The organism is Burkholderia sp. DN3021, from assembly GCF_049805555.1.
Lineage (GTDB): Bacteria > Pseudomonadota > Gammaproteobacteria > Burkholderiales > Burkholderiaceae > Burkholderia > Burkholderia pyrrocinia_C.
In genome coordinates, this window is the sequence record NZ_JBNCAB010000005.1 from 128,307 (window position 1) to 152,023 (window position 23,717).

Sequence of the window (23,717 nt, forward strand, 5' to 3'; positions counted from 1 at the left end):
CGACCTGCTGCGCGGCGTGTCGATCGTGCTCGTCCTGCTGCATCACTTCAACATCGCATATCCGCTGCGCGATACGGCGCTCGCGCGCGTGCTCGCGCCGCTGCGCTGGAGCGGCCGGCTCAGCTACGAGCTGTATCTGTTCCACCTGATCGTGCTCGGCACGCTGCGCACGTTCTGGCCGCCGTCCGCCACGCATGGCGACGGCAAGCTGGCGTTGCTCGTCGCGTATCTGGTGCTGTCGGCCGGCTTGAGCGCGGTCATCGCGCGCGCGGTCTCCATCATTTGCCCTTGCACTGCGCATGCATGTTCGCCGCCCCAAGCTCGCGCCACGGCCCCCATTCGCCACCCTGGCCGGGACCGTCGCCCAGCACCCACCAGCCGTTGAGCCAGTGCTTGCCGGCGTAAGCCACTTTCTGGCAGGGCGTGGAATAGGTTTGCTTCGGATCCCACGACGCAACCGTCTCGCCGGCGTCGGCGCGCACCGTCACGCGATGGGTTGCCGCCGATTTGCGGTTCAGCGTATCGGTCACGGTCAGGCGGAAGCCGTATTCGTGCGCGCTGCCGGCCTTCGGCGCGACGAAGCTCACGGTTGCGCCCTGTTGGACGACCTGTAAGCCGGCCGGGCTCGTCCACGCGTACGACAGTCCCTTGCCGCTCGATTGCGCGCCCGACAGCGTCACGTGCTCGCCGCCCGCGACCGTCGACGGTCCGGCGATCGATGCGCCGGGCGGTGCGATCGCCTCCTGCGCCTTCACCTTGAGCACGTGGGTCTTGCTCGCCGCATAGCCGTTGGCGTTGATCACGGTCAGCCCGAATGCATAGTCGCGATCCTTGTCGGACGGCGGGACGACGACGCTCGCGCTGCTGCCGGCCGGTTTCAGCGCGACGCCGGCCGGCGCGCTCCATTCGTATCGCAGGCGTTCGCCGACCGACGTCGCGCCGGACAACGTGACCGTTGTGTTCGCATCGGCTTGCGCGGGCCCCGTGATCGTCGCCTCCGGCAGCAGCACACCGTCGTTTTGCACGGTGACCACCGCGCCGTCCGGCCCGACCGAGTTCACCGTGACGATCTTGCCCGACAGCGTGTCGTGCAGCGCGTGCCCCGGCATCAACGGAGCATCCTTCATGCCGTTCGCGCTGCCCGGCGTCGTATCCGCCAGCGTGTTCATCAGCGCGTTGCCCTGGTACTTGACAGTTCTCACGATCACGCCGTTGACGAACGGATCGTCCGCTTTCCAGTCGTCGAAGCCGCGCAACGGCTGCCGGAATTCGAGCCACAGCTGCGTACCGTCGCTGCGCGCGATGCGATAGCCTTTCGAGCCGGCCCGATCGCCGAACAGCGGCGCCAGCTTGTAGGTGCCGGACTCGCGAATCTCCGGGGCATCCGTTTGATCGAGCCAGCCGGAGAACAGCTGGTAGCTACCCGGATAAAGACGACGGCCGCCGCCGCCGACCGTGTCGGACGGATCGTCGACCTTGCCCGTGCGGCATGCGGCGCACACCTGCACGGCGCCGCCGACGGTCGGGCAATCCACCCGCGAATCGGGATGGGACGCGCCGAGCGAATGGCCGAATTCGTGCGTCCACATCCAATACGCGTGGCCGCTATTGTTCGACAGGATCCAGTTGCCGGGCTTTGCCGCCTGCCCGGCCCAGTTGCAACTCCCCAGCTTCGGAAGGTCGACGAACAGGTAGTCGAACTGCGCCGGATCGACACCCCGCCCCTGCGCGGCCTTGCGTGCCGAATCGAGCAGCGCGCTCGACGTGCAGGTTGCCGGGCGCGCGCCGAGGTCGACGTCGGCAAGCACCGTCCCGGCAAGCGTCGCCTTTCCGTGAGAAGCCACTTCGATGTAGCGGCGCAGCGACGAATAGTCGTCGCCATCGCCGAACACGGCCTTGCGGATGACCTCATGATCTTTCGCCGCGACATCGCTGAAGCGTGCGGCCAGCACCAGCGCCGTTTTCTTGCCCAGCAGCGGGCGCTGCGGCGGCGCGAACGTCGCCGCCGATACCCACGTCGCCGACGGCTCGCCACGGGCGGACTGCATCGCGACGCCGTCGCCGCCCTCCCGGATCGCGAGCACTTCGTCCCGGCCCGTCGAAATCCGGTACGCGTTCAGCATGCCCAGCCGTCCGGCCGGCCCGGTCTCGAAGCGCCACTGAGACATCTTCGCATCGCCGCCGGCGCATGGCTCGACCGACACACGGCCCATGCCGGTATTGCCGGCCTGGGTGCGCAGGCACATGTCCTGGCCGCGAGCCTGCGCGGCCCCCGCATTGCGGATCTGGTAGTAGCCCGCGCTCGGCACGAATGCCCAGTCCTGCGCGGCGCCGCCGTCGCAGGCGGCGACGGCGGGATCGATGCTTCCCGGTTGCCACGCCAGGCATCGCTCGGCGCCGTCCTGGTAATGTTTGATCGGGTCGTAGGCGGGGGCGGCGGATGCGCCGGACGGTATCAGCAGGGCTGCGATGGCCGCTGACAGGGCCGTCAGCGCGAAAGTCTGGTTAAGGGGCTTCACGATCATGAGATAACATTCGGCGCAAGCGGTGCGCATTGAAAGGAGTGCCCATTGTTCCGGCGCCCCGCAACCCGCTCAAACAACCTCAACCTTTCCTCAATCCGATTCAATGTCTCGCCCGCGGAGTCGATTTCATGCGGGATCGGTACGCGCGCCCGTCTGCTCCGGGCCGGCCGAAACAGAGCTAGACTGTTGGACGGAAAATGCGGGGTCGCGTGTTCCGGGCGGCATGGGCCGCCGTGTCGTCGCCGTCATCCGAAAACATCGTATTCGGGGAAATTCCGCCCAATGCTCGACTGGCTCCGCCGGATTCCAACGCTCGCAGCGTCGATACGACCATCCACGTGGCTATTGCTGGCCGGCGTCGCCATGCTTGCGGCGCTGAGTTGCACGCCGGCCGTCGAGACGCTGCTTTCGCCGCTCGACCGTCTTTACTGGGACCTGGTTTCATCCGGCTTCGATCACGGCGCGCGCGACAAGGTCGCCGTGATCATGGTCGATAAAAAGACCATCGGCGAGATGGGCGACGGCGGGAGCTTCACGCGCACGGCCTATGCGAAGGTGCTGGACCGCGTCGCCGGCGCATCGAGCGTCGTGCTCGACATGACGATGATCACGGCGTCCCAGGACGATGCGGTTCTGGCGGCGGCGATCGCGAAGCACGCTCGCGTGGTATTGCCCGCGCAGGGGGCGCCGGTCAACGGAAGCGCCGAGACCATGATTTTTCCGGCGCGGCCGCTGCGGGAAGCGGCTGCCGCGGTCGGCCAGCGCAGCGTCGTGCTGGGCAGCGATCATTTGGTACAGGGCATCGTGCCTTACGTCAGGAATGGCGACGGTACCGAGATTCCGCACGTCGGCCTGCAGGCGATCCGCGTCGCGAACACGCCGTTGCCGGACGTGCGCCGCCATGTGCAGGTTCACGTGACCGGGATGGGGCATGTCGAAGGCGGCTCGATCCTGCTGCTCCTGCCGTCGCGCTTCGACCTCGACCGCTATTCATTCGTCGACGTGCTGAAAGGTCGCGTTCTCGCGTCGACATGGCACAACCGCATCGTGTTCATCGGCGACGGGGTATCCGATCTGTCGGGCGTGTTCTATCTTTCGCCCCGGAGCGACGGGAGACTGCGGCGCGTCGAGATCGATGCGCTCGTGACCGATGCGCTGCTCGCCGGGCGCCTGATGCTGCGCATGCCCACTTCGATACAACTGGCCGTCAGCATCGCGGTCGCGACCGGCATGCTGTTGACCTGCATGTTCGTGCCGGGCTGGCGCATGTACGGATTCGCGCTGGCGTGGCTGGCCGCATACGTCGCCGGCGAAACGGCGCTGCTCGTCTACGGCGCGTACTGGACGCCGGTCGGGCCGTTGCTGGCGGTGTGCGTGACGATCTTCGCCGTCTGTGGCTGGCGGCGGGCAGGCAGCCTCCGCGCGGCCCTGATGAAGGAATACCGCGGGTTGCGCGGACTGGCCGGTCGGCATGCGTTCGCCGGTCTCGCGCAACCGGCGGACGCCGGCGACGCGGTGTCGATCGACGACGACGTCGCGCAGGCGATGTCCCGCATTCGCGAATGGCAGTCGACCTATGTCGACGTGATCCATACGCTGCCTTATCCGATCTTCGTCGAACAGGACGGCCGCCTGCTGATGTGCAACGAACGCGGCAGCGCGATGCTGAAATCGATCGACGTCGACAGCGATGCGGCCGCCCGGCAGGTGCTCGCCATCGCGTACGACGAGATCCTGGCCGCGAAGGGAACGGGGAGGATTCACTCGGTCGAACTGACCTTGAATGCGCGCACGCACATGATGATGGTGACGCCGTTCGGCGACGGCGATCACCATCGCTCCACGGCGAGCATGATCTGTCTCGTCGACATTCACAACATCAAGGCGGCGGTCGAAAGCGACCGGATGACGCTGCGCCACATGGCGCACGATCTGCGCAATCCGCTGTCGACCGTGCTGTCGCTGCTCGAGCAGCGCACCGTCGCCGACGGCGCGGCAGATACCGATTTTCTGGCGAATCTGCACAAGCTCGTCGACTACAGCTTGCGCGTCGCGCAGGATTTCACCCAACTGTCGCGTGCCGAACATCTCGACAAGAACGCCTATGTGCCGGTGTCCGTGAGCGATCTGACGACCGAGGCGGTCGACCAGGTCTGGCACAGCGCGAGCGCGAAGCGGATCAGCGTCGAAGGTCCGCATGAAGACGGCGACGAGGCGTTCGTGCTCGGCACGCGCGACATGCTGCTGCGCGCGTTGATCAACCTGCTCGAAAATGCGATCAAGTATTCGGACGAGGAGACGGTCGTCGACGTGTGGATCGGCGTCGGCGAGCGCAATGTTTCCATCACCGTGGAAGACAAGGGCATCGGCATTCCGGCGGAAGCGATGCCGCGACTGTTCGAGCCGTTCTTCCAGGTCGACGGCACGTATCGCGATGCGAGCCGCGGGGTCGGGCTGGGGCTGCCGTTCGTCAGGACGGTCGTCGAGCGTCACGGCGGATCGATCGACGTGACGTCCGCGCCGGGGCTGGGCAGCCGCTTCACCGTGCACTTGCCGGTGACTCGCGCGGAGCTGAACGGCCCGGCGTAACCGGCCGCCGCCGAAATGAAAAAGGCCCTCGCGCGAGGCGAGGGCCCTGCCGGCATCGGTCGATGCCGGTTGAACGATGCGGGTTTCGCGCCGGCCCGGGCGTGCGCCGCGGGCCGGTGCTCGTCGGGATTCGCGTCAGTCCTTGTGCTCCTCCCAGGCCTGATCCCACGCGGTGCCCTTGCCCGGCTCATACGCCCAGGCAGCCATCGAACACCAGTTGGTGTACGGGAACGGCTTGCATCGGTACAGCTTGCCGTTGTTCGACACGATGTCGCCGGCGCCGTACTTGGTGCCTTCCTTGTATTGCGGATGGTTGCCGCCGCCGCCTTCGCCGCCGCCGTTGCCGCCGCCGCTTTCGCCGCCGCCGTTGCCGCCTTCGCCGTTGCCGAAGACCGTCCACGCATCGCTCCACGCGGAGCCCTTGCCCGGTTCATAGGCGGCCGGCGCACCCGAGCACCAGCCGCTGTACGGGAACGGCTTGCACTGGTACAGCTTGCCCAGGTTCGATACGACGTCACCGGCCTTGTACTGCGTACCGGCCTTGTATGCCGGGTACTGGCCGCCTTCGCCGCCGCCGTTGCCACCACCGCCGTTACCGCCGCCGCCCGTATCCGTCGCCTTCACGAGCACCGTGTGCTGCGCGGTGGACGACAGCTTGCCGTCGCCAACCTTGACCGAGAACGTGAACGACTGGTCCTTCGCCAGCTTCGGCGCGGTGAAGCGCAGCGTCGGGCCGGAAGCCTGCGCGTCGATGCCGGACGGAGTCGTCCACTGGAACGTCAGTTTGTCGCCGTCCGGATCGGTCGATTTCTCGGCCGAGAGGACCACGGCCTGACCGCCCTCCGCCTGGGCCGGGCCGTTGAGCCGTGCGACCGGCGGACGGTTTTCGGCCGGCGGCGGTTCGACCGACGATTCGGCCTGAGCGGTCACGACGACCTGGGCGGCATCCTTCAGTCCAGCCGGATCGGTCACCGTCACGCGGAACGTATAGCGGGTGTCCTGCTTGACCGCCGGGACGTCGACTGTCGCCTTCGCACCGGCGGGATTGCCGATCTTCAGCGGATCGCCGCCGATCTGTTCCCACTTGAAGGTCAGCTTGTCGCCGTCGGGATCGCGCGAGTTCGATGCGTCGAGCGTCACCGTCTGCGGCCCGGTGACCGTCATGCCGGCGCCCGCGTTCGCGATCGGCGGATGATTCTCCGCGCCGCTACCGCCGTCGCCGTGACCGAGGCCCTCGTGCATCGCGTTCAGGATGTCGCCGTTGTCCGCGTCGATTTCCCACGAGAACATCCCGCCCAGTTGATGCTTGCGCACGTAGTCGCCCTTCGCGTTCACCGAGCGCGGATCGTCGAACGTGAGGAGCTCGCCGGTGCTCTTGTTGAACACGTACGGCGCCTCGGCGGTCTGGTCGTAGTGGTACTCGTAGCCGTTGATGCCCGCATTGTTCGGCCCGATCATTTCCGACTTGAGTTTCTTGTAGTCGAGAATGCCGGCCTCCCACTGCCCCTTGTGCGGCCCCTTCGCGGTGCCGGTGAACGGATTGCCGTCGGCATAGCCCGACACGCCGGTCCAGCCGCGGGCATACGCCGCCGCGCCGACGACGAGCTTCTTCGGATCGACGCCCTGCGCGAGCAGCGCCTTGATCGAGTTGTCGGTCGTGTACTTGGTGTCCGGCCGCGCGGCGGGTGCGTACAGCGCCGTCTGGTGACCCAGCTCCGTCAGACTGAACGCACCGTAGAAGTCGTACGTCATGTCGAAGATGTAGTCCATGTACTTCGTGGCTTCCTTGTAGTTCACCACGTCGATCTTATCCTTGCCCGCGCCGATCGCCGACGTCAGCTCGTAGGTCTTGCCGGTGTCCGCCGACACGCGATCGAGCATCTGCCGCAGTTCCTTCATCAGCGTCACGTACAGCGCGCCGTCCGTCTGCGGATTGCCGATCGCGCCGTTCGCACCCTTGCCGCCCGGGAATTCCCAGTCGATGTCGACGCCGTCGAAGAACTTCCAGGTGCGCAGCAACTGCTCGGTCGAATCGACGAACACCTTGCGCTTGGCCGGATCGTGCAGCTGGAAGAACGGATCGGACAGCGTCCAGCCGCCGATCGACGGCAGGATCTTGAGATCCGGGTTGCGTTTCTTCGCGGCCATCATCTGGCCGAGCACGCCCTTGAGCTTCGAGTTCGCGGTCTGGCCTGGCAGCGTCATGCCGAGCTCGCCCCACGTGTCGTGGATCGCGACGCTGAAGTCGGGCAGCCCCGCGCACGTCTGCTGCAGCGCGCGGAACGAATTCGGCACGTCGCGCGCGAGCGACGCGTTGATGTCCGCACCGCCGCAGATCGGAACGAAGCCGTACAGCATGTGTGTCAGGTTCTCGACCGGCACGTTGTCGACGTTGAACTTGCGGTCGTAGACCGACCACGCCGCGAAGTAAGTGCCGACCACCGAGCCGGACGTGTTCTTGAAGCGCTTGTGCGCCTTGCTCGCGTTGTCGGGCAGCGTGTCGGCCAGTTCCGGAATCGTGTCGAAGACGATCACGTCGATCGGCGCGCTGTCGGTCGACGCGCCGTTCGCGTCGATCACCCGGACTTGCATCTTCTTCACGCCCGGCGTCTTGACGTTGGCGACTACGGTCCCGCTCTGGGCGCCGCCGGGCGTCAGCTTGACTTCCGACGCGGCGTCGACCGCGCCGTCGACCACCGCGACCGCCTTCACCGCGGTTGCGTTGCTCCAGATATCGAAGGGCAGCGGCACGTCGACCTTCTTGTTGAGCTTGACGATGTCCTTGTAGGGTGCGCTCCCGGCCTTCTGCAGGTCGATTTCGACGAAACCGTGCGGCTTCGACGTGATTTCGTACTGCTTGAGGCTGGGTTTGCCGGGGGCTGCGAATGCCGCGTTCGCGAAACACAGCGCGCTGGCCGTGGCGATCGCCGCGAAAGCAAGCGTCTGGTTACGGCCGGATGCAGCAGCGATGCGCGATCGATGGAGGTTGAGTTTATTCAGGCGCAATTTGATCGTCGTCCTTGAGTAATTGAAAGAGTGTCTGAATCGACCTTTGCATTGTTTTTTATCCGCCGTCTCGCGCAAATCAATCTAAAGGATGTCTCAAGAAATGCTGGCCCCGAAGGAGCCGGACGCCGGTTTCTTGATGAATCGCTCAAGAAGATTCACGGCCCGGTCACGCTCGCGGAAACTTCAACCCGTGTCACATCCCAGTCGATGCATGACGCACATACGCCGGGCCTCGCACAGGCACCGATCAACCTCTCTTTCGAAAGCAGTATCGCCAGATACGATCAATCACCAATACACCATGAACAAACACACCGCGAGCCGAACGCTCTTCAAACTGTCGCCGCTGGTTGCATGCGCTTCCATGTTCTTCGCACAACATGCGGTCGCGCACGGCTATCTCTCCGATCCGCCGTCGCGCAACCTGATGTGCAGCTCGAAGCAGGGTCCGGCGACGAACTTCAATTGCGGCTCGGTCACGTGGGAACCGCAGAGCGTCGAGGGCAAGCAGGGCTTTCCTCAGGCAGGCGCGCCGGACGGGCAGATCGCGAGCGGCGGCGTCGTGCAGTTCAGCGAACTCAACGAGCAGTCCGTCGATCGCTGGAAGACCAACGACATCAAGCCGGGCGCGCACCAGTTCAAATGGACGTTCACCGCGCCGCACGTGACGAAGGAGTTCAAGTACTACCTGACGAAGCCGGGCTGGAATCCGAACCTGCCGCTGACGCGCGACCAGTTCGACCTGACGCCGTTCTGCACGATCGACGGCGGCATGAAGAAGGCCGATGCGATCGGGCCGCACGGCTGCACGATTCCGTCGGACCGGACCGGGCATCACGTGATGCTGAGCACGTGGCACGTCGGCGACACGGCCGGCATGTTCTACAACGTCTCGGATCTCAACATCAAGGCGGACGGCGGCCCGACCGATCCGGGCAAGCCGAGCTGGTCGTCCGTGGGCAACATTGCGCCGACCGTCGATCTGAAGGCCGGCGACAAGGTCATGAACCGCGTGTTCAAGTCGGGCGGCGAAGTGCCGTCGATGAAGACGACCGTCACGATAGGCACGGCGGAACAGGGTGAACGCAACATGTGGCCGATGCTGCTCGCGAAGGAAATCAACCGCGTGCAATCGGCAAGTCTGCTGGCCGGCGTCGAGCGCGACGGGCGCATCGAACCGTCGCTCGGCGCGAACGACGTGTTCGCGAAGAGCGGGAGCGGCATCGTGCGTACGGAAACGACGGTCGAGAAGCAGCCGGAATCCGGCATCGACGAAAACTTCAGTATCACGAACAACCCCGAATTCAAGATCGAGAACGGCAAGGCGACGGCGAAGTTCTTCCTGAAGTTCAACCATTCGAAGGACACCAGCGTCACGGTGAAGGTTTACGACGCGGCCAATTCGCTGGTCGGCTCGAAGTCGGCAACGATGCGGATGCAGGGCGACCTGGGCGTCGATATCGCGAATGCGAAGGCGGGCGCGCATACGGCCGTGGCGACGTCGCAGATCGACGGCGGCACGCTGAAGCAGGAAACCGTCACGTTCAAGCTGACCGGCGGAGCGGGCGGCGGCGAAGGCGCGCAGTGCCAGGCGGCGTGGAAGCAAGGCACGGCTTATACGGGCGGCGCCAAGGTGCAGCACGGCGGCCGTACCTACGAGGCGCGCTGGTGGACCCAGAACGACGTGCCCGGCTCGCCGGCGACGACGGGCGCCGACCACACCGGCAAGGTCTGGAAGGACCTCGGCGCATGTAGCAAGTAAGGACGCCGGGAGGCGTCGTTCGAGCCGCACGCCGCCAGGCGTGCGACTCGTTCGTCGCCGACGGATGCATGCGCAGCGCGTTTCGGGGCAGGTCGAACCTGCCCTTGCGAAACCGGCTGCGCCTGCATCGCGCTCGAAAAACGGCGTTATCGAAAGGCGCTTCGACTCGATCGAGTCCGTATCCGGGAAAGCGTCCAATTAATTCGTCATCTGAAATGAGATGACGTTCCCAACCGCGCATTGCGCCGGATTTTCAACCGAGGGCATACAACGTGAAAACGAATATTCCGAAATGGACGAACAGGCGAGGCCAGCGAGGCTTCACCTTGCTGGAACTGCTGGTGGTGCTGCTGATCATCGCGCTGCTGGCGGGCTATGTCGGCCCGAAGCTCTTCTCGCAGGTCGACAAGGCAAAGGTCCGCTCGACCGAGTCGCAGATGAAGACGCTCGGCGACGCCGTCACGCAGTTCAGGCTCGATACGGGCCGCTACCCAAGCTCCGACGAGGGGTTCGACGCACTGGTCAAGCAGCCGCAGAACGTCGACGGATGGAGCGGCCCGTATCTCGCGAAGGCCGTGCCGAAGGACGGCTGGGGGCGCGCCTATCAGTGGAACGTCCCAGGCCGCGACGGCGAGGCGGAGATCGTGTCGCTCGGGCGGGACGGTCGCGTAGGAGGGGGTGGCATCGATGCGGACCTCGTTTATGGCATGTAAGGGTCTGCGTCGCTGGACCGTCGCGGCGACGCTGTTCGTCGCATGCGCGTCCGGCGCCGCGGCCAAGGATTGTTTCACCCAGGCCGGCGAGCGGCACGGCATCGATCCGCTCCTGCTCGTCGCAATCGCAAAGGTCGAATCGTCGCTGAATCCCGACGCGATCAATTACAACCGAAACGGCACCTACGACATCGGTCTGATGCAGATCAACAGCTCGCATCTGCCGCGCTTGATCAAGACCGGCGTCACGCACAAGCGCCTGATCGACGAACCGTGCACGTCGATCGATACCGGCGCATCGATTCTCGCCGGCTTCATCGAACGGCACGGCTATACCTGGAACGCGGTCGGCGCCTACAACGCCGGTTCTTCCGAGAAGCGCAAACCGGCGCGCCAATCGTATGCGACCAAGGTCTGGCGCGAGTATCGGGCGCTTACCGGCGATCGCGGCGCCAGCATGGCGGCGCTCGACGCGTGGCGGAGGTAGCCATGGAATCGTTTCGGATACGGGTGCTCGTCGACGGCAAGGTCGCGCAGCAGACGATCGAGGCGGCGAGCGAGGCGGATGTGCGAGCCCGGATCGCGACTCAGGGCGGCGCCGTGCTCGATATCCGCCGCGTGCGCTTCGGCAGCCGGAAGCGCGCCGCGAAATTCGCGCTCGCGCTGTTCCTGCAGGAACTGTCGACCTTGCTCGATGCGGGCCTCGTGTTGATCGAGGCGCTCGAGGCATTGCGCGACAAGAACGACGCGGGCAAGGCGTCGAAGCATGTGATCGACCGAATTCTGTCGGTGATGTACGAGGGGCAGCCGTTTTCCGCGGCGCTCGCCCGGCAGCCCGACATATTTCCGGAACTGCTCGTCGCGACGATCGCGTCGTCGGAAGGCAGCGGTCAGTTGCCGGTCGTGCTGAAACGCTACCAGCAATACGAAGTGCGGATCGAGCAGATCCGTAAGCGGGTCACCGGCGCGTTGATCTATCCGGCTGTCGTGATCGGCGTCGGCATCGCGATCCTGCTGTTCATGGCCTTCTTCGTGATTCCGCGCTTCGCGGTGGTGTTCGAGTCGCTGACCGAGTTGCCGCCGACCGCGCAGGCGATGCTCTGGTGGGCGACCGTGTTGCGCGAGAACGGCGCGGCGGTCGGCTTGGCGGTCGCCGCGGCGTTCGTCGGTGCGGGGCTGGCGTTGCGCTCGGCTGCCGTCAAGCGCGCGGCGCGGCGGTCGATGTGGCGCGCGCCGAAGGTGCGCGACGTCTGCGCGCTGTTCGCGCTGACCCGCTTCTATCGGACCGTCGGGCTCCTGATCGCCGGCGGCACGCCGGTGATCGATGCGCTGGCGTTGTCCGGCAAGGTGCTGCCCGAGCACTTGCGGCCGCGCCTTGCGGCCGCACTGAGCGAGTTGCGCGCCGGACGCCCGGTTTCGACCGTGTTCGCGGCCCACGCATTGACGACGTCCGTCGCCGAGCGCCTGTTGCGCGTCGGCGAGCAGAGCGGCGATCTGGGCGGGATGTGCGAACACATCGCGCAGTTCCACGACGGCGCGCTCGACCGGTCCATCGAGATGATCAGCAAGGTCTTCGAACCGGTGCTGATGCTCGCGGTCGGCGCAACGGTCGGCGCCGTGGTTTTGTTGCTTTACATGCCGATCTTCGAATTGGCCGGCAGCGTCGGATAACGATCCGCGCCGATGACGCGTCGGCGACGCGATCCCACTGCCCTACTGGAGAATGCACAATGAATACGCAACACATGATTCAACGCTGGAAGACGGAATCCGGTGCATCCGGCGCCGGATTCGCGCAGTACGCGGACGATCTGATGCGCGCCGACACGACTCGGCTCGCCGACGTGGCGGCCTGCCTCGGCATCGAGCCGATCGACGCCGACACGCTGCGTGCCGCGCCGACGCGTTTCGATCTGCTGCCGCTGCATGACGCGCTGTCGCTGCGCGCGCTGCCGATCGAGTTCGACGGCGGGTCGCGCATCGTCGTCGCCGACCCGTTCGCGCGCACCGTGCGCGACGAGCTGCTCGCGCGCTTCGGCGCGAAGCCGGTCGGCGTCGCGATGAGCGTACCCGGCGAAGTCGAGCGCGTGCTCGGCGACATCGAGTCGAACGAGCGCTTGATGGACGACGTCAAGATCGATGCGCCGGGCGAGACGCTCGCGCAGGTCACCGAATCGATCTCGCTTGCCAGCATCGCAAAGGACGAAAGTCCGATCATCCGGCTCGTCAACACGACGCTGTACGACGCGCTGCAGAGCCGCGCGAGCGACATCCACCTCGAATCGGCGGCCGATGGCCTGGCGATCCGCTATCGGATCGACGGCGTGCTGCAATCGATCCGTCACATTCCCGGCGTCGAAGCGGCGACGCAGACGATGTCGCGGCTCAAGGTGCTCGCCGCACTCGACATCGCGGAAAAGCGCGTGCCCCAGGACGGCCGTTTCAAGGTCGTGATGCAAGGGCGCGAAATCGATTTCCGCGTGTCGATCATTCCCGGAACCTACGGCGAAAACGCCGTGATGCGCGTGCTCGACAAGTCGCAGCGCGGCGACAGCGTGAGCCTCGACGTGCTCGGCTTCGACGCGCCGACCTCGCGCCGCGTGCGCGCGCTCGCGCATCGCCCCTACGGGCTCATGCTCGTGACGGGGCCGACCGGCAGCGGCAAGTCGACGACGCTCTATGCGGTGCTGTCGGAGGTCAACACGGGCGACGACAAGATCATCACGATCGAGGACCCGGTCGAATACGAGCTGAAAGGCGTGCTGCAGATTCCGGTCAACGAGCGCAAGGGCCTGACGTTCGCGCGCGGGCTGCGCTCGATTCTGCGGCACGATCCGGATACGGTGATGGTCGGCGAAATCCGCGACGAGGAAACCGCGTCGATCGCGGTGCAGTCGGCGCTCACCGGCCACCGCGTGCTGTCGACCGTGCACGCGAACGACGGCTTCAGCGTGATCGACCGGTTCATCTACATGGGCGTCGAGCCGTCGACTTTTCTCGAGGCGCTCAACGGCGTCGTATCGCAGCGTCTCGTGCGGCGGATCTGCACGAGCTGCGGCGGCGCGGCGACGGACGGCGCGGATCTGGCCGGCGCGTCGCTCGACGCGCTGCGGCGCGAGGTGGTGCCGGGCGGCGGCTGCGACACGTGCCGCGGCACCGGCTATCACGGCCGGATCGGGCTCGCCGAGGTGCTGACGCTGGACGCGCCGCTGAAGGCGGCGCTGCTCGAACGCTCGGTCGAGAAGCGCGCCCGCGCGCTCGAGAACAGCACCGACTACCAGTCGATGCGCGATGCGGGGCTGGCGGCGGTGCGCGCGCGCATGACGACATTTCAGGAGGTGCAGCGTGCGATCGCTCTGGAATGACGTCACCGCGCTGATCGACGCCGATACGCTGAGCGTTTGGGTGCACGAGGGCCGCCACGCGCGGTGCGCTGGCGCGCCGCATGCGGTCGTCGCACACGAGGGCCGGCCGGCCGATGCGCTCGAGCGCGTGCTTGCCGGGCTGCCGAAAGCGCGCCTGCCGATGTGCAACCGCATTCACGTGGTCGTCGGGCATCCGTGGTCGCACGGCGTGGTGCTGCCCTGGCAGGAAGGCTTGCTGTCGGACGCCGCATGGGAAGCGTACGCGCGCATGCTGTTCGCCGCCCGCGCGCAACGCGGCGCGCTGCGCATCCTCGTCGAGGACGAGCGGCGCGGCCGCACGCGCCTCGCGGTGGCGGCATGCGACGCGCTCCTCACTGCGCTCGTCGACGCGAGCCGCGCGGCCGGCTGGCGGATCGCGAGTTTTCGCGACGCACTGTCGGCGTCGCTCGACGCACACGCCGCCCGGCTGGGCGGCGACGATTTCAGTTTCGCGCTGCGCCAGCCGCACGTGGTGACGTGTATTTTCCGGCGCTCGGGCGAATGGCGCGACGTGGTCACGTTGCCGCGCGCCGGCGAGCGCGCCGACGACTGGTTTGCCGCAGCGGCGCTGATCGCCGGGCAGCCGGCCGGCGGCGACACGCATGCAAGCCGGTTCGACGGCTCGATGTTCTCCGGCGGCGACGCCGCGGGCGCATCGCCGGATCGCGCCGGCGTCGAACCGACGGGCGCCGCAGCGGAGGAACCGGCATGAAGCGCCTGACGGGATTGAATTTCGTCGCGCCGCGCACGCGCGTCACGCCGTGGGCGGGCTTCGCGCTCTGTTGTGCACTGGCGGCGGGGATGTTCGCCGGCAGCGAATGGACCCGCGTCGATGCGCTTCGCGACGACGTCGACCGGATCGGCAAACAGATCGAGCAGCGGCAGCGCGTCATCGAGCGCGAACAGCGGCGGGAGAAGGCCAAAACGCCGGAACAGCGGCGCATCGAGCGCGTGCTTGCGGAGCAGAAGATGAGCGGCAAGGGCTCGGGCCTGTCGGTGGTCGACTGGATCGAGCACGCGTGGACGCCGCAGATCGCGCTGAAGTCGCTGACGGTGGACAAGGCGGGTCGCGAGGCGCGCATCGAAGGCGGCGCCGCGGATCTGTCGCATATCTACCTGTTCGTCGACCGCCTGAACGACCGTCATCCGGACCGCAAGATCGGCCTGCTTCAGCATCGGACAAAGATCGAGGACGGCAAGAGCATCTTTCATTTCAGCTTGAGCATCGAACACCCATGACAAACCTGAAAACCATCGACACGACGGCGCTCGCCGCGCGCTTGCGCTGGGGCGCCTACGCGGCGACCCGCAAGCTGCGCGTGCCCGGGCTGCTGGCGGCCGGCGCGGTCGTCGGGCTGCTCGGCCTGCACGCGCTTTATCTGCAGCCGGACGGCGCGCGACTCGACGCGACGCGCGATGCGCTCGCGAAGGAACTGGCCGCGTTGCCGAAGCCGGGCCCGCAGGCGGGCGACGGCAGCATGACACTGCGGGACGTCCAGCAGTTGCGCAACAGCGAGCAGGCGTATTCGCTGTTTGAGATCCTGTCGCAGAACGGCCTGGAGCGAAAGCAAGCCACCTACCGGCGCGAGGCCGAAGTGAAGGGGAAGCTGCGGCGGCTCACGATCAACATGGCGATGAGCGGCAGCTACGCCGGGCTGCGCAACGCGATGCGCACGATCGCCGACCAGCCGATGGTGCGCATCGAGAGCGTCGTCATCGAACGCGAAAAGATCGACAGCCCCGTCGTCAACGTCGACCTTCGGGTCAGCTTGCTGGGGCCCGACGCATGATGCCCCGATCCCTTTTTCGACTGGCGGCGGCGTGGGCCGTCGCAGTCGCCGCGGGCGGCAGCCTTGCAGGCGAGATCGCCGGTCAGCCGCGCGTCGTCGACGTTTTTCCGGCACAGAACTGGGCATCGCTCGGCGCGGAGGATGCGTCTGCCGGCGCGCTTGCCGAAGCCGGCGCGTCCGAAGCGAAAGCGCCGGCGCTGGCTGATCCGATCGACGCCGCGCCGGCGCCTTCCGCGCCGCCGGCGCCGTTCGAGATCGCCGGCGAATGGCGCGAGCAGGGGCAACGCATTGTCGTGCTGGATGGCGGCGGCCGGACCTTTCTGCTGTGCGGGCGCCGTTGCGGTGTGCGCGACGCCGTATTGCCGGGCGCCGAGATCGCCGACGGCTATCGGCTGAAGGCGCTGCGCGAAACGGGCCCGGTCGTGATGACCCGCGACGGTGCGGATGTCGAGCTTTCGCCTCCGTCGCCGACCCCTTGAATTCCGAATCGAACCTTTATCGAACACCATCATGAAACGTACCGTCAGTCTATTACTCCTGGTCTCGGCGCTCGCGCTGGCAGGCTGCGCGAGCGCCCCGTTCAACGCCCCCGCGGCCGACGCCGGAACGCCTGCCGAACGCCTCGGCACGCTCCAGCGGCAGAAGGAGATCGCACCGGAAGATATCCGGATCGCCACGTCCGTCGAGCTGACCCGGCAGGAATACGTGCGCGCCGAATTGAAGGCCGCCGAGCGGCAAAGCACGCAGGGGAACCACGCCGCGGCGATCGATCACCTGAACAACGTGCTGGCCGAGGACGCCGGCAATCTCCGCGCCCGTCAGGAACTCGAGCAGGTCGCCAGCCGCCAGCAGATGGCGATCGAGCTGTCGCGCGCGCAGCGCATCCGCGGCGAACAGCCGCAGGAAGCGCTGGAGATCGCCCGGCGCATTCTTGCCGAGCAGCCGAACCATGCGGAGGCCAAGCGGCTGCGCGATTCGCTGCTGCGCGCGTCGCAGGCGAGCCGGCCGGTGCGTCCGCAACTGTCCGACGCGTTGCGCAAGCCGGTTTCGCTCAATTTCAAGCAGCAGCCGATGTCGAACATTTTCGACGTGATCTCGCGCGTGTCCGGCGTGAACTTCGTGTTCGACCGCGACGTCGATACGAGCCAGCCCGCCACGATGTTCGCCGAGCGCACCACCGCAGAGGACGCGATCAACCTGCTGCTGCGCACGAACCAGCTCGAGAAGAAGGTGCTCGACAAGCACACGCTGCTCGTCTACCCGTCGCAGCCGGAGAAAAGCCGCAACTACACCGAGTTCGCGCTCAGGACGTTCTTCCTGTCGCACGCGGACGCGAAGTCGGTGATGGCCGCGCTGCGCCAGATGATCAAGCCGAAGGACATCTACGTGGACGAGCGGGTCAACGCAGTTGTCCTGCGCGACACGCCCGAAACGATCCAGGTTGCGGAACGCGTCGTGATGGGGCTGGATATTCCGCAGTCCGAAGTCACGCTCGATGTGCAGGTACTGGAAGTCAACATGAACGACAGCGTCGATCTCGGCGTCCAGTATCCGGGCCGCATTCAGTTCGGCGCGCTCGGCGGCGTCGACGGCGCCGTGCTGACGCTCGGCGACCTGCTGCGCGTGAACCGCGACCGGATCGGCGTATCGAGCGAATCCGGCGCGTTGTCGCTTGCGATCGACATGCTGCAGAAGCAGGGCAAGACCAAGACGCTCGCGAATCCGAAGATCCGCGTGCGGAACATGGAGAAGGCCAACATCAAGATCGGCGAACGCGTGCCGATCGTGACGACCACGAATGCGAACGGCGTCGTCACGGAATCGGTCAGCTACCAGGACGTCGGCCTGATGCTGAAGGTCGAGCCGCGCATCAGCCTCGACGACGAGGTCAGCGTGAAGGTCAACATGGAAGTCAGCAGCATCCTGTCGAAGGAAACCACCAAGACCGGCCTGGTCGCCTATGCACTCGGGACACGCAATGCGGAAACGCTCATGACCGCGAGAAACGGCGAAACGCAGATTCTCGCCGGTCTGGTCAAGCGCAACGAGATCGAGAACGTCTCGGGGCTGCCCGGCATGTCGGGCCTGCCCGTCGTCGGCCGGCTGTTCGGCTCGAACGGCCGCAGCAACGAGCGCTCGGAAATCGTGCTGCTGATCACGCCGCACATCGAGCGCAACCTCGACTTGCCGACGTCGGCGGTCACGACGTTCCTGTCCGGGACGGAGGCGCGCATCACGACCGAGGCGCTGACGCTCGAAGCCGCGCCCGTACCCGCGCGGACGGTATCCACGAGCGGCCCGGACCTCGATGCTTCGATCGAGCCGACCGTACCCGCCGCGCAACCGAATACGGACAAGGTCGCCGATGGCGCGCCGGATGCGGATGCGGAAGCGGACGCGCGTCCGGCCGGCGAGCCCGGCGCCGCCAAAGACACGGCGGGCGAGCGCGGCGCGCATGGCGGCGGCATGATGCGCGTGCGCGCGGAGACGGCCGCCCGGCCGTCGACGGTCGCGCCTGCGATCGACGGACAGACGGCGGCTCCGGCCGCACAGCCGCCGACGGCCGAGGCCGTCGCCAAGGCGGACTCACGCTTCGAACCGGAAGCGCCCGCATCGGCAAAGCCCGGGCTGGTGGCCATGCTGCGCTCGCTGATCGGCTCGCTGGTGTCCTTCGTTGCCTCCGTCCGGAGCGACGGCCTGCCCGGCGCGACCCTGCAAGCCGATGCGCCGGAGTGGCTACCGCGCGCCGGGGGCTTCGCATGATCGCCCGGCGACGCGTTCGCGCGCGCGGCTTCACGCTGATCGAACTGATGGTCGCGCTGACGCTGCTTGCGTTGCTCGCAACGGTGGCCTTGCCGCTGACCGATCTCGTCAAGCGTCGCGCCGCCGAAGCCGAGTTGCGCCGCTCGCTGGTCGTGATCCGCTCGGCGCTCGATGCGTACAAGGCCGCGGCCGACGACGGACGGGTCGAGCGCAGCGCCGACGCCAGCGGCTATCCGCCGGACCTGCGCACGCTTGTCGAAGGCGTCGAGGACAAGACGTCTCCGGGCGGCGCGCGACTGTATTTCCTGCGCAAGATTCCCGCCGATCCGATGTGCGAATGCGACGGCAAGGCGGCCGACGAGATGTGGGAAACGCGCAGCTACGCAAGCGATCCCGCATCCTTTTCGTCCGGCGAGGACGTATTCGATATTCGTTCGACCAATCGCAAGGAGGGCCTCAATGGCGTCCCGTACAACCAATGGTAGGCGAGCGCGGCGTGTCGCCGGCTTCACGCTCGTCGAGCTGCTCGTCGTCATGGCGATCATCGCGACGCTGACCGCGTTCGTCGCGCCCGGCTATCTGAAACAGGGCGACCGCGCCAAGGAAACGGTGCTGCGCCACAACCTGAATACGCTGCGACAGTCCATCGACGATTACCGGGCCGATCACGGTCGCAACCCGGATTCGCTCGACACGCTCGTCGCCAATCGCTACCTGCGCGAAGTGCCGCTCGACCCGGTGACGGGCAAACGCAATTCGTGGCTTCTGCTGGCCGGAGACGCCGGCGGCGTAGCCGACGTGAAGAGCGGCGCGAAGGGCCGCGCACTCGACGGAAGCGGCTATGAGACGTGGTAACCTGCGGCGACGTCCGCGCGCTCAACGCGGCATCGCGTATCTCGGCGTGCTGATGCTCGTCGCGGCGCTGGGCCTGGGGATGACCCAGGCAGCGCGCATCTGGAGCACCGTTCAGCAGCGCGACCGCGAAGCCCAGTTGCTGTTCGTCGGCGACCAGTTTCGCGCGGCGATCGCAAGCTACTACAATGCCGCAGGGCAGAACCGCTATCCGGCGTCGCTCGACGCACTGCTGGAGGATCGCCGGGCCTTGCCGACGCAGCGGCATTTGCGACGCCTGTATGCCGACCCGCTGACCGGGTCGACTTCCTGGGGGCTCGTGAAGTCGCCGGACGGCGGGATCATGGGCGTGTTCAGCGAAGCGTCCGGCCGGCCGCTGAAACGCCAGGGGTTCCCGGTCCGCTACGAGGCCTTCGGCGATCGCGACACGTATGGCGAATGGACGTTTGCATATTTGCCGCCTGCGCCCGGCGACGGCTCCGCGAACGGAGCCGGCACGTCGACGGGCGGGGCGGCACACTGAGAGTGAAACGACATGATCGTTGCAATCCTGGAAGACAACGCAATGCAGGCGGGCGTCGTGGCCCGCTGGCTCGAGAAGGCCGGCTACGAGATCGAGGTGCGTCACGATGGAGGGAGTTTTGTCGAGCTGGTGCGTTCCCGGCGTGTCGACGTGCTGCTGCTCGACTGGGACGTGCCCGGCATGTCGGGCATCGACGTGATGCGATGGGCGCGGGAATCGTTCGCCGATGCGCTGCCGATCATCATGATGACGCAGCACGACGGCGAGGACGATATCGTCTTCGGTCTCAACAACGGCGCCGACGACTATCTCGTCAAACCGCTTCGAGAGCGCGAGCTGATCGCGCGCGTGAGCGCCCAGGCGCGAAAATACTATCCGGAAACCCGGCGACCGAAGTGCGTCGAGGTCGGCAAGTTCGCGCTCGACACGGGCAGGCATGTCGCGACCGTGGACGGCGAACCGGTCGAACTGGCCCAGCGCGAATTCGATCTCGCGCTGATGCTGTTCGAAAGCGTCGGCCAGATCGTGTCCAAGGACATGATGATCAAGCAGGTATGGGGCGTCGTCGACCGCAAGTACGACGCGACGCTGGCCACCTATGTGAGCACGCTGCGCAAGAGTCTGGGACTGCGGCCGAAGAACGGGCTCATCATTTCGACGATATACAACTACGGGTACCGGCTCGAACGGACCTGACCCGCTGGCGGGCCCGCTTTGTTCCTGCGGCCGTCATGGAGACGGTCGCGGGCGTTTAGAAATCGTTCAGGTTCTTTTGCATCCTGCAACGCGGCCGAGATAATTCTCATCTTTGAGTCATGCCGATCAATCGGTCGGCAACAGATAAAGGATGTTGAATCATGTCTTCCGTTTCGCAGGTACACACATGGCGCCGATCGCCGAACGTCGACCGATACGATCGGCTTTCCCGCTCGCTGCACTGGGTATTCGCGGCCATCATTCTCTATACGATGGTTGCAGGCATCTCGCTTCATTTCATCACGCACCCGAAGATCTGGGGTTTCGTGTCGACGCTCAACATGTCGCTCGCGACGTGCCTGATTGTCCTGTTTCCGCTGCGGTATTTGTGGTCGTTCTTCCGCAGGACGCCGCCGGAGATTCGTTCGATTCCGGACAAGCAGCGCGCGATTGCGCATCTGGTTCATTCGCTCATTTACGCGCTGATCGCCGTCGTCCTGGTGAGCGGCTACATGATGGTGCCTGAAGGGTACTGGCTGTTCTGGACGGTATTCGTGAAAACGCCGTTCTCCGCCGGCCCGGTTACCGAGCACTGGTTCGCACTGCACAAGGTTGCATGCTACGCGCTGGCCGCTCTGGTGGCGGCGCATGCCGGCGCCGCGCTGAAGCATCATTTCGTGTCGAAGAACGATGTCCTGAAGCGCATGCTTTGATAAAGCGGGCTGGCTGCGAAGCAGCAACAACTCGGTCATTTGGAATACTCAAAAAAACTGGCCAGAACCCGGCCGTATCGCGACGATACCGGCCGGCCTGACCGCAAACCCCGCTTACGAAGCGTCGATCGGCCGCGCAACCGCGTCATCGGTCGCGCCGGTCAATCCAGATAGTCCGCGTATTCCTTGTGCGCGTAGCCGGCGAGCGCCTGCCAAGGCAACGGCTCGCGCCGCGACGCCGGCGTCTGCGTGAGCGTCAGCTTGCGCACGACGCGGCCGTCGGCACTCCGGTATTCGACCGACAGCGGCGCCTGCAACCGTTCGCTCCACAGGATCCGGTTCACGCCGCGCGCGCCGGGCGACTCGACCGCCTGCTCGTACCAGCGGGTGCCGGGCGCGTCGCCGCGCTTCGCCGCCGCGAGCCGCTTCAGTTGCGACGGCGGCGTCACGTAGTACGCGTTGTCCCACGAGCCGTCGAAGCCCGTCGTCTCATACTCGGCCGGCGGCACGCTGACGACCGTCCGGGTCGCCGCGTCCACATACTCGATGCGCGCCGTCTTGCCGTCATAGGTGACGTGTCGTGCGGCCGCCTGGAAGTTGAAATGCTTGTGGCCCGCATGGGCGGCCGCCGGCTGCACGCCGGCGCGCGGCGGATTCTGGCGCGCATGGCCCGCGCCGTGGTCATGGTCATGGCCGTGGTGATCGTCGTCATGACCGCCGCCCGCCGCCGCGACGGGCAGCACGCGCTCGACCCACACGTGCCCGTCGCGCCGAACCATCCGTTCGCGATACATCGTCGTGCGCGTCACGCCGTCGGCCGTGACCGTGCGGCTTTCGTGCAGCAGCACGGCGTCGAAATCCGCGGCCGCAAAGGCCGGGAGCGCGGCCAACCCGCAAGCGAGCGCACCGAGAAGCTGGCGTTTCATCGGGAGTTCCCGTTCATCATCATGAAGTCGCCGGCCTCAGAAACCGAACGCCGATCGCACGAGGCCGAACACCTTCGTGTTGTCGATCGTGCCCTTGAACGCCTTCGCGTCCGCGCCATCGGCAAACAGCATCACGTCGCCGCCGCCGTGCGTCTCCGAGCCCGCGCTGCCCATCCGCACGCCGACTTCCTGCAGGTACGCGTCGTTCATCGCCGTGGCCGAATCGACCGACGCGCGCACGTTCGGCCGGTTCGCGCCATTGCCGAACACCAGCGTCGTGTAGGTATTGCCGTCGGCATCCTTGCTCGGCTGGCCGTCGCGATAGTTGCGGCTGATGTCGAGAATCGGATTGCCGCGCTTCGAATAGCCGTTGATCGTCATCGTGTGGTCGTGGTCGGCCGTCACGACGATCAGCGTATTCGACAGGTCGACCTTCGACAGCGCGACGCGGATCGCTTCGTCGAATGCCACCGTATCCTCGAGCGCGCGCTTCGCGTTGGTGCCGTGCAGCGCATGATCGATCCGGCCGCCTTCGACCATCAGGAAATAGCCGTTCGAGTTCTTCGACAGCACGTCGATCGCCTTCGACGTCATGTCCGCGAGGCTCGGCTGCGAAGGCCCTTCGCCCTTGCCCGCGACGCGGTCCAGTTCGTACTCGAGATGGCTCGTCGAACTGAAGAGACCGACCAGCTTGCCGTTGCCGGCTTGAGCGAGCTGATCCTTCGTAGCCACGACCGTGTAGCCCTTCGCCTTCATCTCGTCGAGCAGGTTGCGCCCGTCCGCGCGGCCGCGCTTGTTCGCGACCGGATCGAACGGCGTCCAGTGATTGCGGCCGCCGCCCATCAGCACATCGACGCCGTCGCCGAGCGCGGCGTTGTAGCCGGCACCACCCGGCGCCGCTTGCGCGGCGATGTCGTACTGCGCGTCGCGATGGCAAATGTGCGAATAGGTCGCGGCGGGCGTGGCGTGCGTGAGCTCGGTCGTCGTGATCGCACCGACCGCCTTGCCGCGCGCCTTCGCCAGTTCCAGCAGCGTCGCGACCGGCTGACCGTTGCCCGACGCGCAGTGGTTGACGGTCTTGTTGCCGTTGACGTCGCTGCCCGGCGCAACTGCGCGCGTGTCGGACGACATCGACAGCACTTCGTTGTTCATCTTCACGCCGGTCATGTACGCGGCCATCGACGGTGCGCTGTCGGTCGTCTGCGCGTCGTTCGAGAAGGTCTTGACGCGCGCGGTGCGGGCCAGCTTCTCCATCGTCAGTTGTCCCGACTCGCCGACCTTGTAGATCCGGCTCGCCGTCACGGTCGTCGGCCCCATGCCGTCGCCGAGAAAGAAGATCACGTTCTTCGCCTGGCCGGCGGCCTGCGCCGCGCCGCACGCGAAACCCGCGACGGCCAGCGCCGCCGCGATGCACTTGATGGTCGACATCCTGTATTCCCCTGTACCCGTGTT

The 23,717-nt window shown here is 66.3% G+C and carries 20 protein-coding genes and 1 pseudogene; 17 read left to right on the top strand and 4 right to left on the bottom strand.

Going from position 1 to position 23,717, the window contains the following annotated elements:
• Positions 1-55: 55 nt before the first annotated feature.
• A pseudogene (locus ACPUER_RS04925) lies at positions 56-385 on the top strand (hypothetical protein); the annotation flags it as partial.
• Here the strand turns inward: ACPUER_RS04925 and ACPUER_RS04930 are convergent.
• The gene (locus tag ACPUER_RS04930) at positions 279-2,525 is read right to left on the bottom strand and encodes a PKD domain-containing protein (protein ID WP_425130507.1); all 2,247 of its coding nucleotides are present in this window, start codon (positions 2,523-2,525) and stop codon (positions 279-281) included. The pseudogene ACPUER_RS04925 and the gene ACPUER_RS04930 overlap by 107 nt on opposite strands.
• Positions 2,526-2,570: 45 nt before the next feature.
• Between ACPUER_RS04930 and ACPUER_RS04935 the strand changes: the two genes are divergently transcribed.
• On the top strand, positions 2,571-5,114 hold the full coding sequence (locus ACPUER_RS04935; protein WP_425130508.1) for an ATP-binding protein: 2,544 nt from the start codon (positions 2,571-2,573) through the stop codon (positions 5,112-5,114).
• A 135-nt stretch (positions 5,115-5,249) separates the two neighbouring features.
• Here the strand turns inward: ACPUER_RS04935 and ACPUER_RS04940 are convergent, their stop codons facing one another.
• A complete protein-coding gene (locus ACPUER_RS04940) occupies positions 5,250-8,120 on the bottom strand; it encodes a glycosyl hydrolase family 18 protein (RefSeq protein ID WP_425130509.1) in 2,871 nt (956 codons plus the stop codon).
• Positions 8,121-8,424: 304 nt separating this feature from the next.
• Between ACPUER_RS04940 and gbpA the strand changes: the two genes are divergently transcribed.
• The 15 genes from gbpA to ACPUER_RS05015 all read left to right on the top strand — a co-directional run bounded on the left by gbpA (position 8,425) and on the right by ACPUER_RS05015 (position 21,339).
• The gene (gene gbpA / locus ACPUER_RS04945) at positions 8,425-9,885 is read left to right on the top strand and encodes an N-acetylglucosamine-binding protein GbpA (RefSeq protein ID WP_175960357.1); all 1,461 of its coding nucleotides are present in this window, start codon (positions 8,425-8,427) and stop codon (positions 9,883-9,885) included.
• A 272-nt stretch (positions 9,886-10,157) separates the two neighbouring features.
• Positions 10,158-10,598: a type II secretion system major pseudopilin GspG gene (gene gspG, locus ACPUER_RS04950; protein WP_425130510.1), complete on the top strand. Its 441-nt coding sequence runs from the start codon at positions 10,158-10,160 to the stop codon at positions 10,596-10,598.
• Positions 10,588-11,085: a lytic transglycosylase domain-containing protein gene (locus tag ACPUER_RS04955; protein ID WP_244137277.1), complete on the top strand. Its 498-nt coding sequence runs from the start codon at positions 10,588-10,590 to the stop codon at positions 11,083-11,085. Before gspG ends, ACPUER_RS04955 begins: the two co-directional genes overlap by 11 nt.
• Positions 11,086-11,087: 2 nt before the next feature.
• On the top strand, positions 11,088-12,269 hold the full coding sequence (locus ACPUER_RS04960) for a type II secretion system F family protein (protein WP_175960353.1): 1,182 nt from the start codon (positions 11,088-11,090) through the stop codon (positions 12,267-12,269).
• Between the two features lie 59 nt (positions 12,270-12,328).
• Positions 12,329-13,963 carry a GspE/PulE family protein gene (locus ACPUER_RS04965; protein WP_425130511.1) on the top strand — a complete coding sequence of 545 codons (1,635 nt, stop codon included), beginning with the start codon at positions 12,329-12,331 and terminating at the stop codon, positions 13,961-13,963.
• Positions 13,944-14,714, top strand: a complete 771-nt coding sequence (locus ACPUER_RS04970; protein ID WP_425130512.1) for a hypothetical protein — start codon at positions 13,944-13,946, stop codon at positions 14,712-14,714. The genes ACPUER_RS04965 and ACPUER_RS04970 overlap by 20 nt, the downstream gene beginning before the upstream one ends.
• Entirely contained in the window at positions 14,711-15,241 is a 531-nt protein-coding gene (locus ACPUER_RS04975) for a hypothetical protein (RefSeq protein ID WP_175960351.1), read from the top strand. The genes ACPUER_RS04970 and ACPUER_RS04975 overlap by 4 nt, the downstream gene beginning before the upstream one ends.
• Positions 15,238-15,792 carry a hypothetical protein gene (locus ACPUER_RS04980; protein WP_425130513.1) on the top strand — a complete coding sequence of 185 codons (555 nt, stop codon included), beginning with the start codon at positions 15,238-15,240 and terminating at the stop codon, positions 15,790-15,792. The genes ACPUER_RS04975 and ACPUER_RS04980 overlap by 4 nt, the downstream gene beginning before the upstream one ends.
• Complete coding sequence (locus ACPUER_RS04985) at positions 15,789-16,271, top strand: hypothetical protein (RefSeq protein ID WP_175960347.1); 483 nt, start codon at positions 15,789-15,791, stop codon at positions 16,269-16,271. Before ACPUER_RS04980 ends, ACPUER_RS04985 begins: the two co-directional genes overlap by 4 nt.
• A gap of 31 nt (positions 16,272-16,302) precedes the next feature.
• Positions 16,303-18,555 carry a secretin N-terminal domain-containing protein gene (locus ACPUER_RS04990; RefSeq protein WP_425130514.1) on the top strand — a complete coding sequence of 751 codons (2,253 nt, stop codon included), beginning with the start codon at positions 16,303-16,305 and terminating at the stop codon, positions 18,553-18,555.
• Positions 18,552-19,040 (top strand): prepilin-type N-terminal cleavage/methylation domain-containing protein, encoded by a 489-nt coding sequence (locus tag ACPUER_RS04995; RefSeq protein WP_175957089.1) that lies wholly within the window; start codon positions 18,552-18,554, stop codon positions 19,038-19,040. Before ACPUER_RS04990 ends, ACPUER_RS04995 begins: the two co-directional genes overlap by 4 nt.
• Positions 19,015-19,410, top strand: a complete 396-nt coding sequence (locus ACPUER_RS05000) for a type II secretion system protein (protein WP_425130515.1) — start codon at positions 19,015-19,017, stop codon at positions 19,408-19,410. The genes ACPUER_RS04995 and ACPUER_RS05000 overlap by 26 nt, the downstream gene beginning before the upstream one ends.
• Positions 19,397-19,930 (top strand): type II secretion system protein, encoded by a 534-nt coding sequence (locus ACPUER_RS05005; protein ID WP_425130516.1) that lies wholly within the window; start codon positions 19,397-19,399, stop codon positions 19,928-19,930. Before ACPUER_RS05000 ends, ACPUER_RS05005 begins: the two co-directional genes overlap by 14 nt.
• Positions 19,931-19,942: 12 nt before the next feature.
• On the top strand, positions 19,943-20,626 hold the full coding sequence (locus ACPUER_RS05010; RefSeq protein WP_425130517.1) for a response regulator transcription factor: 684 nt from the start codon (positions 19,943-19,945) through the stop codon (positions 20,624-20,626).
• Positions 20,627-20,787: 161 nt separating this feature from the next.
• Positions 20,788-21,339, top strand: a complete 552-nt coding sequence (locus ACPUER_RS05015; protein ID WP_425130518.1) for a cytochrome b — start codon at positions 20,788-20,790, stop codon at positions 21,337-21,339.
• A 161-nt stretch (positions 21,340-21,500) separates the two neighbouring features.
• On the opposite strand, the gene ACPUER_RS05020 is transcribed toward ACPUER_RS05015, so the two are convergent.
• Both ACPUER_RS05020 and ACPUER_RS05025 read right to left on the bottom strand, forming a co-directional pair.
• Complete coding sequence (locus ACPUER_RS05020; RefSeq protein WP_425130519.1) at positions 21,501-22,265, bottom strand: hypothetical protein; 765 nt, start codon at positions 22,263-22,265, stop codon at positions 21,501-21,503.
• Positions 22,266-22,301: 36 nt separating this feature from the next.
• A complete protein-coding gene (locus ACPUER_RS05025) occupies positions 22,302-23,693 on the bottom strand; it encodes an alkaline phosphatase (RefSeq protein ID WP_425130520.1) in 1,392 nt (463 codons plus the stop codon).
• Between the last annotated feature and the right edge of the window lie 24 nt (positions 23,694-23,717).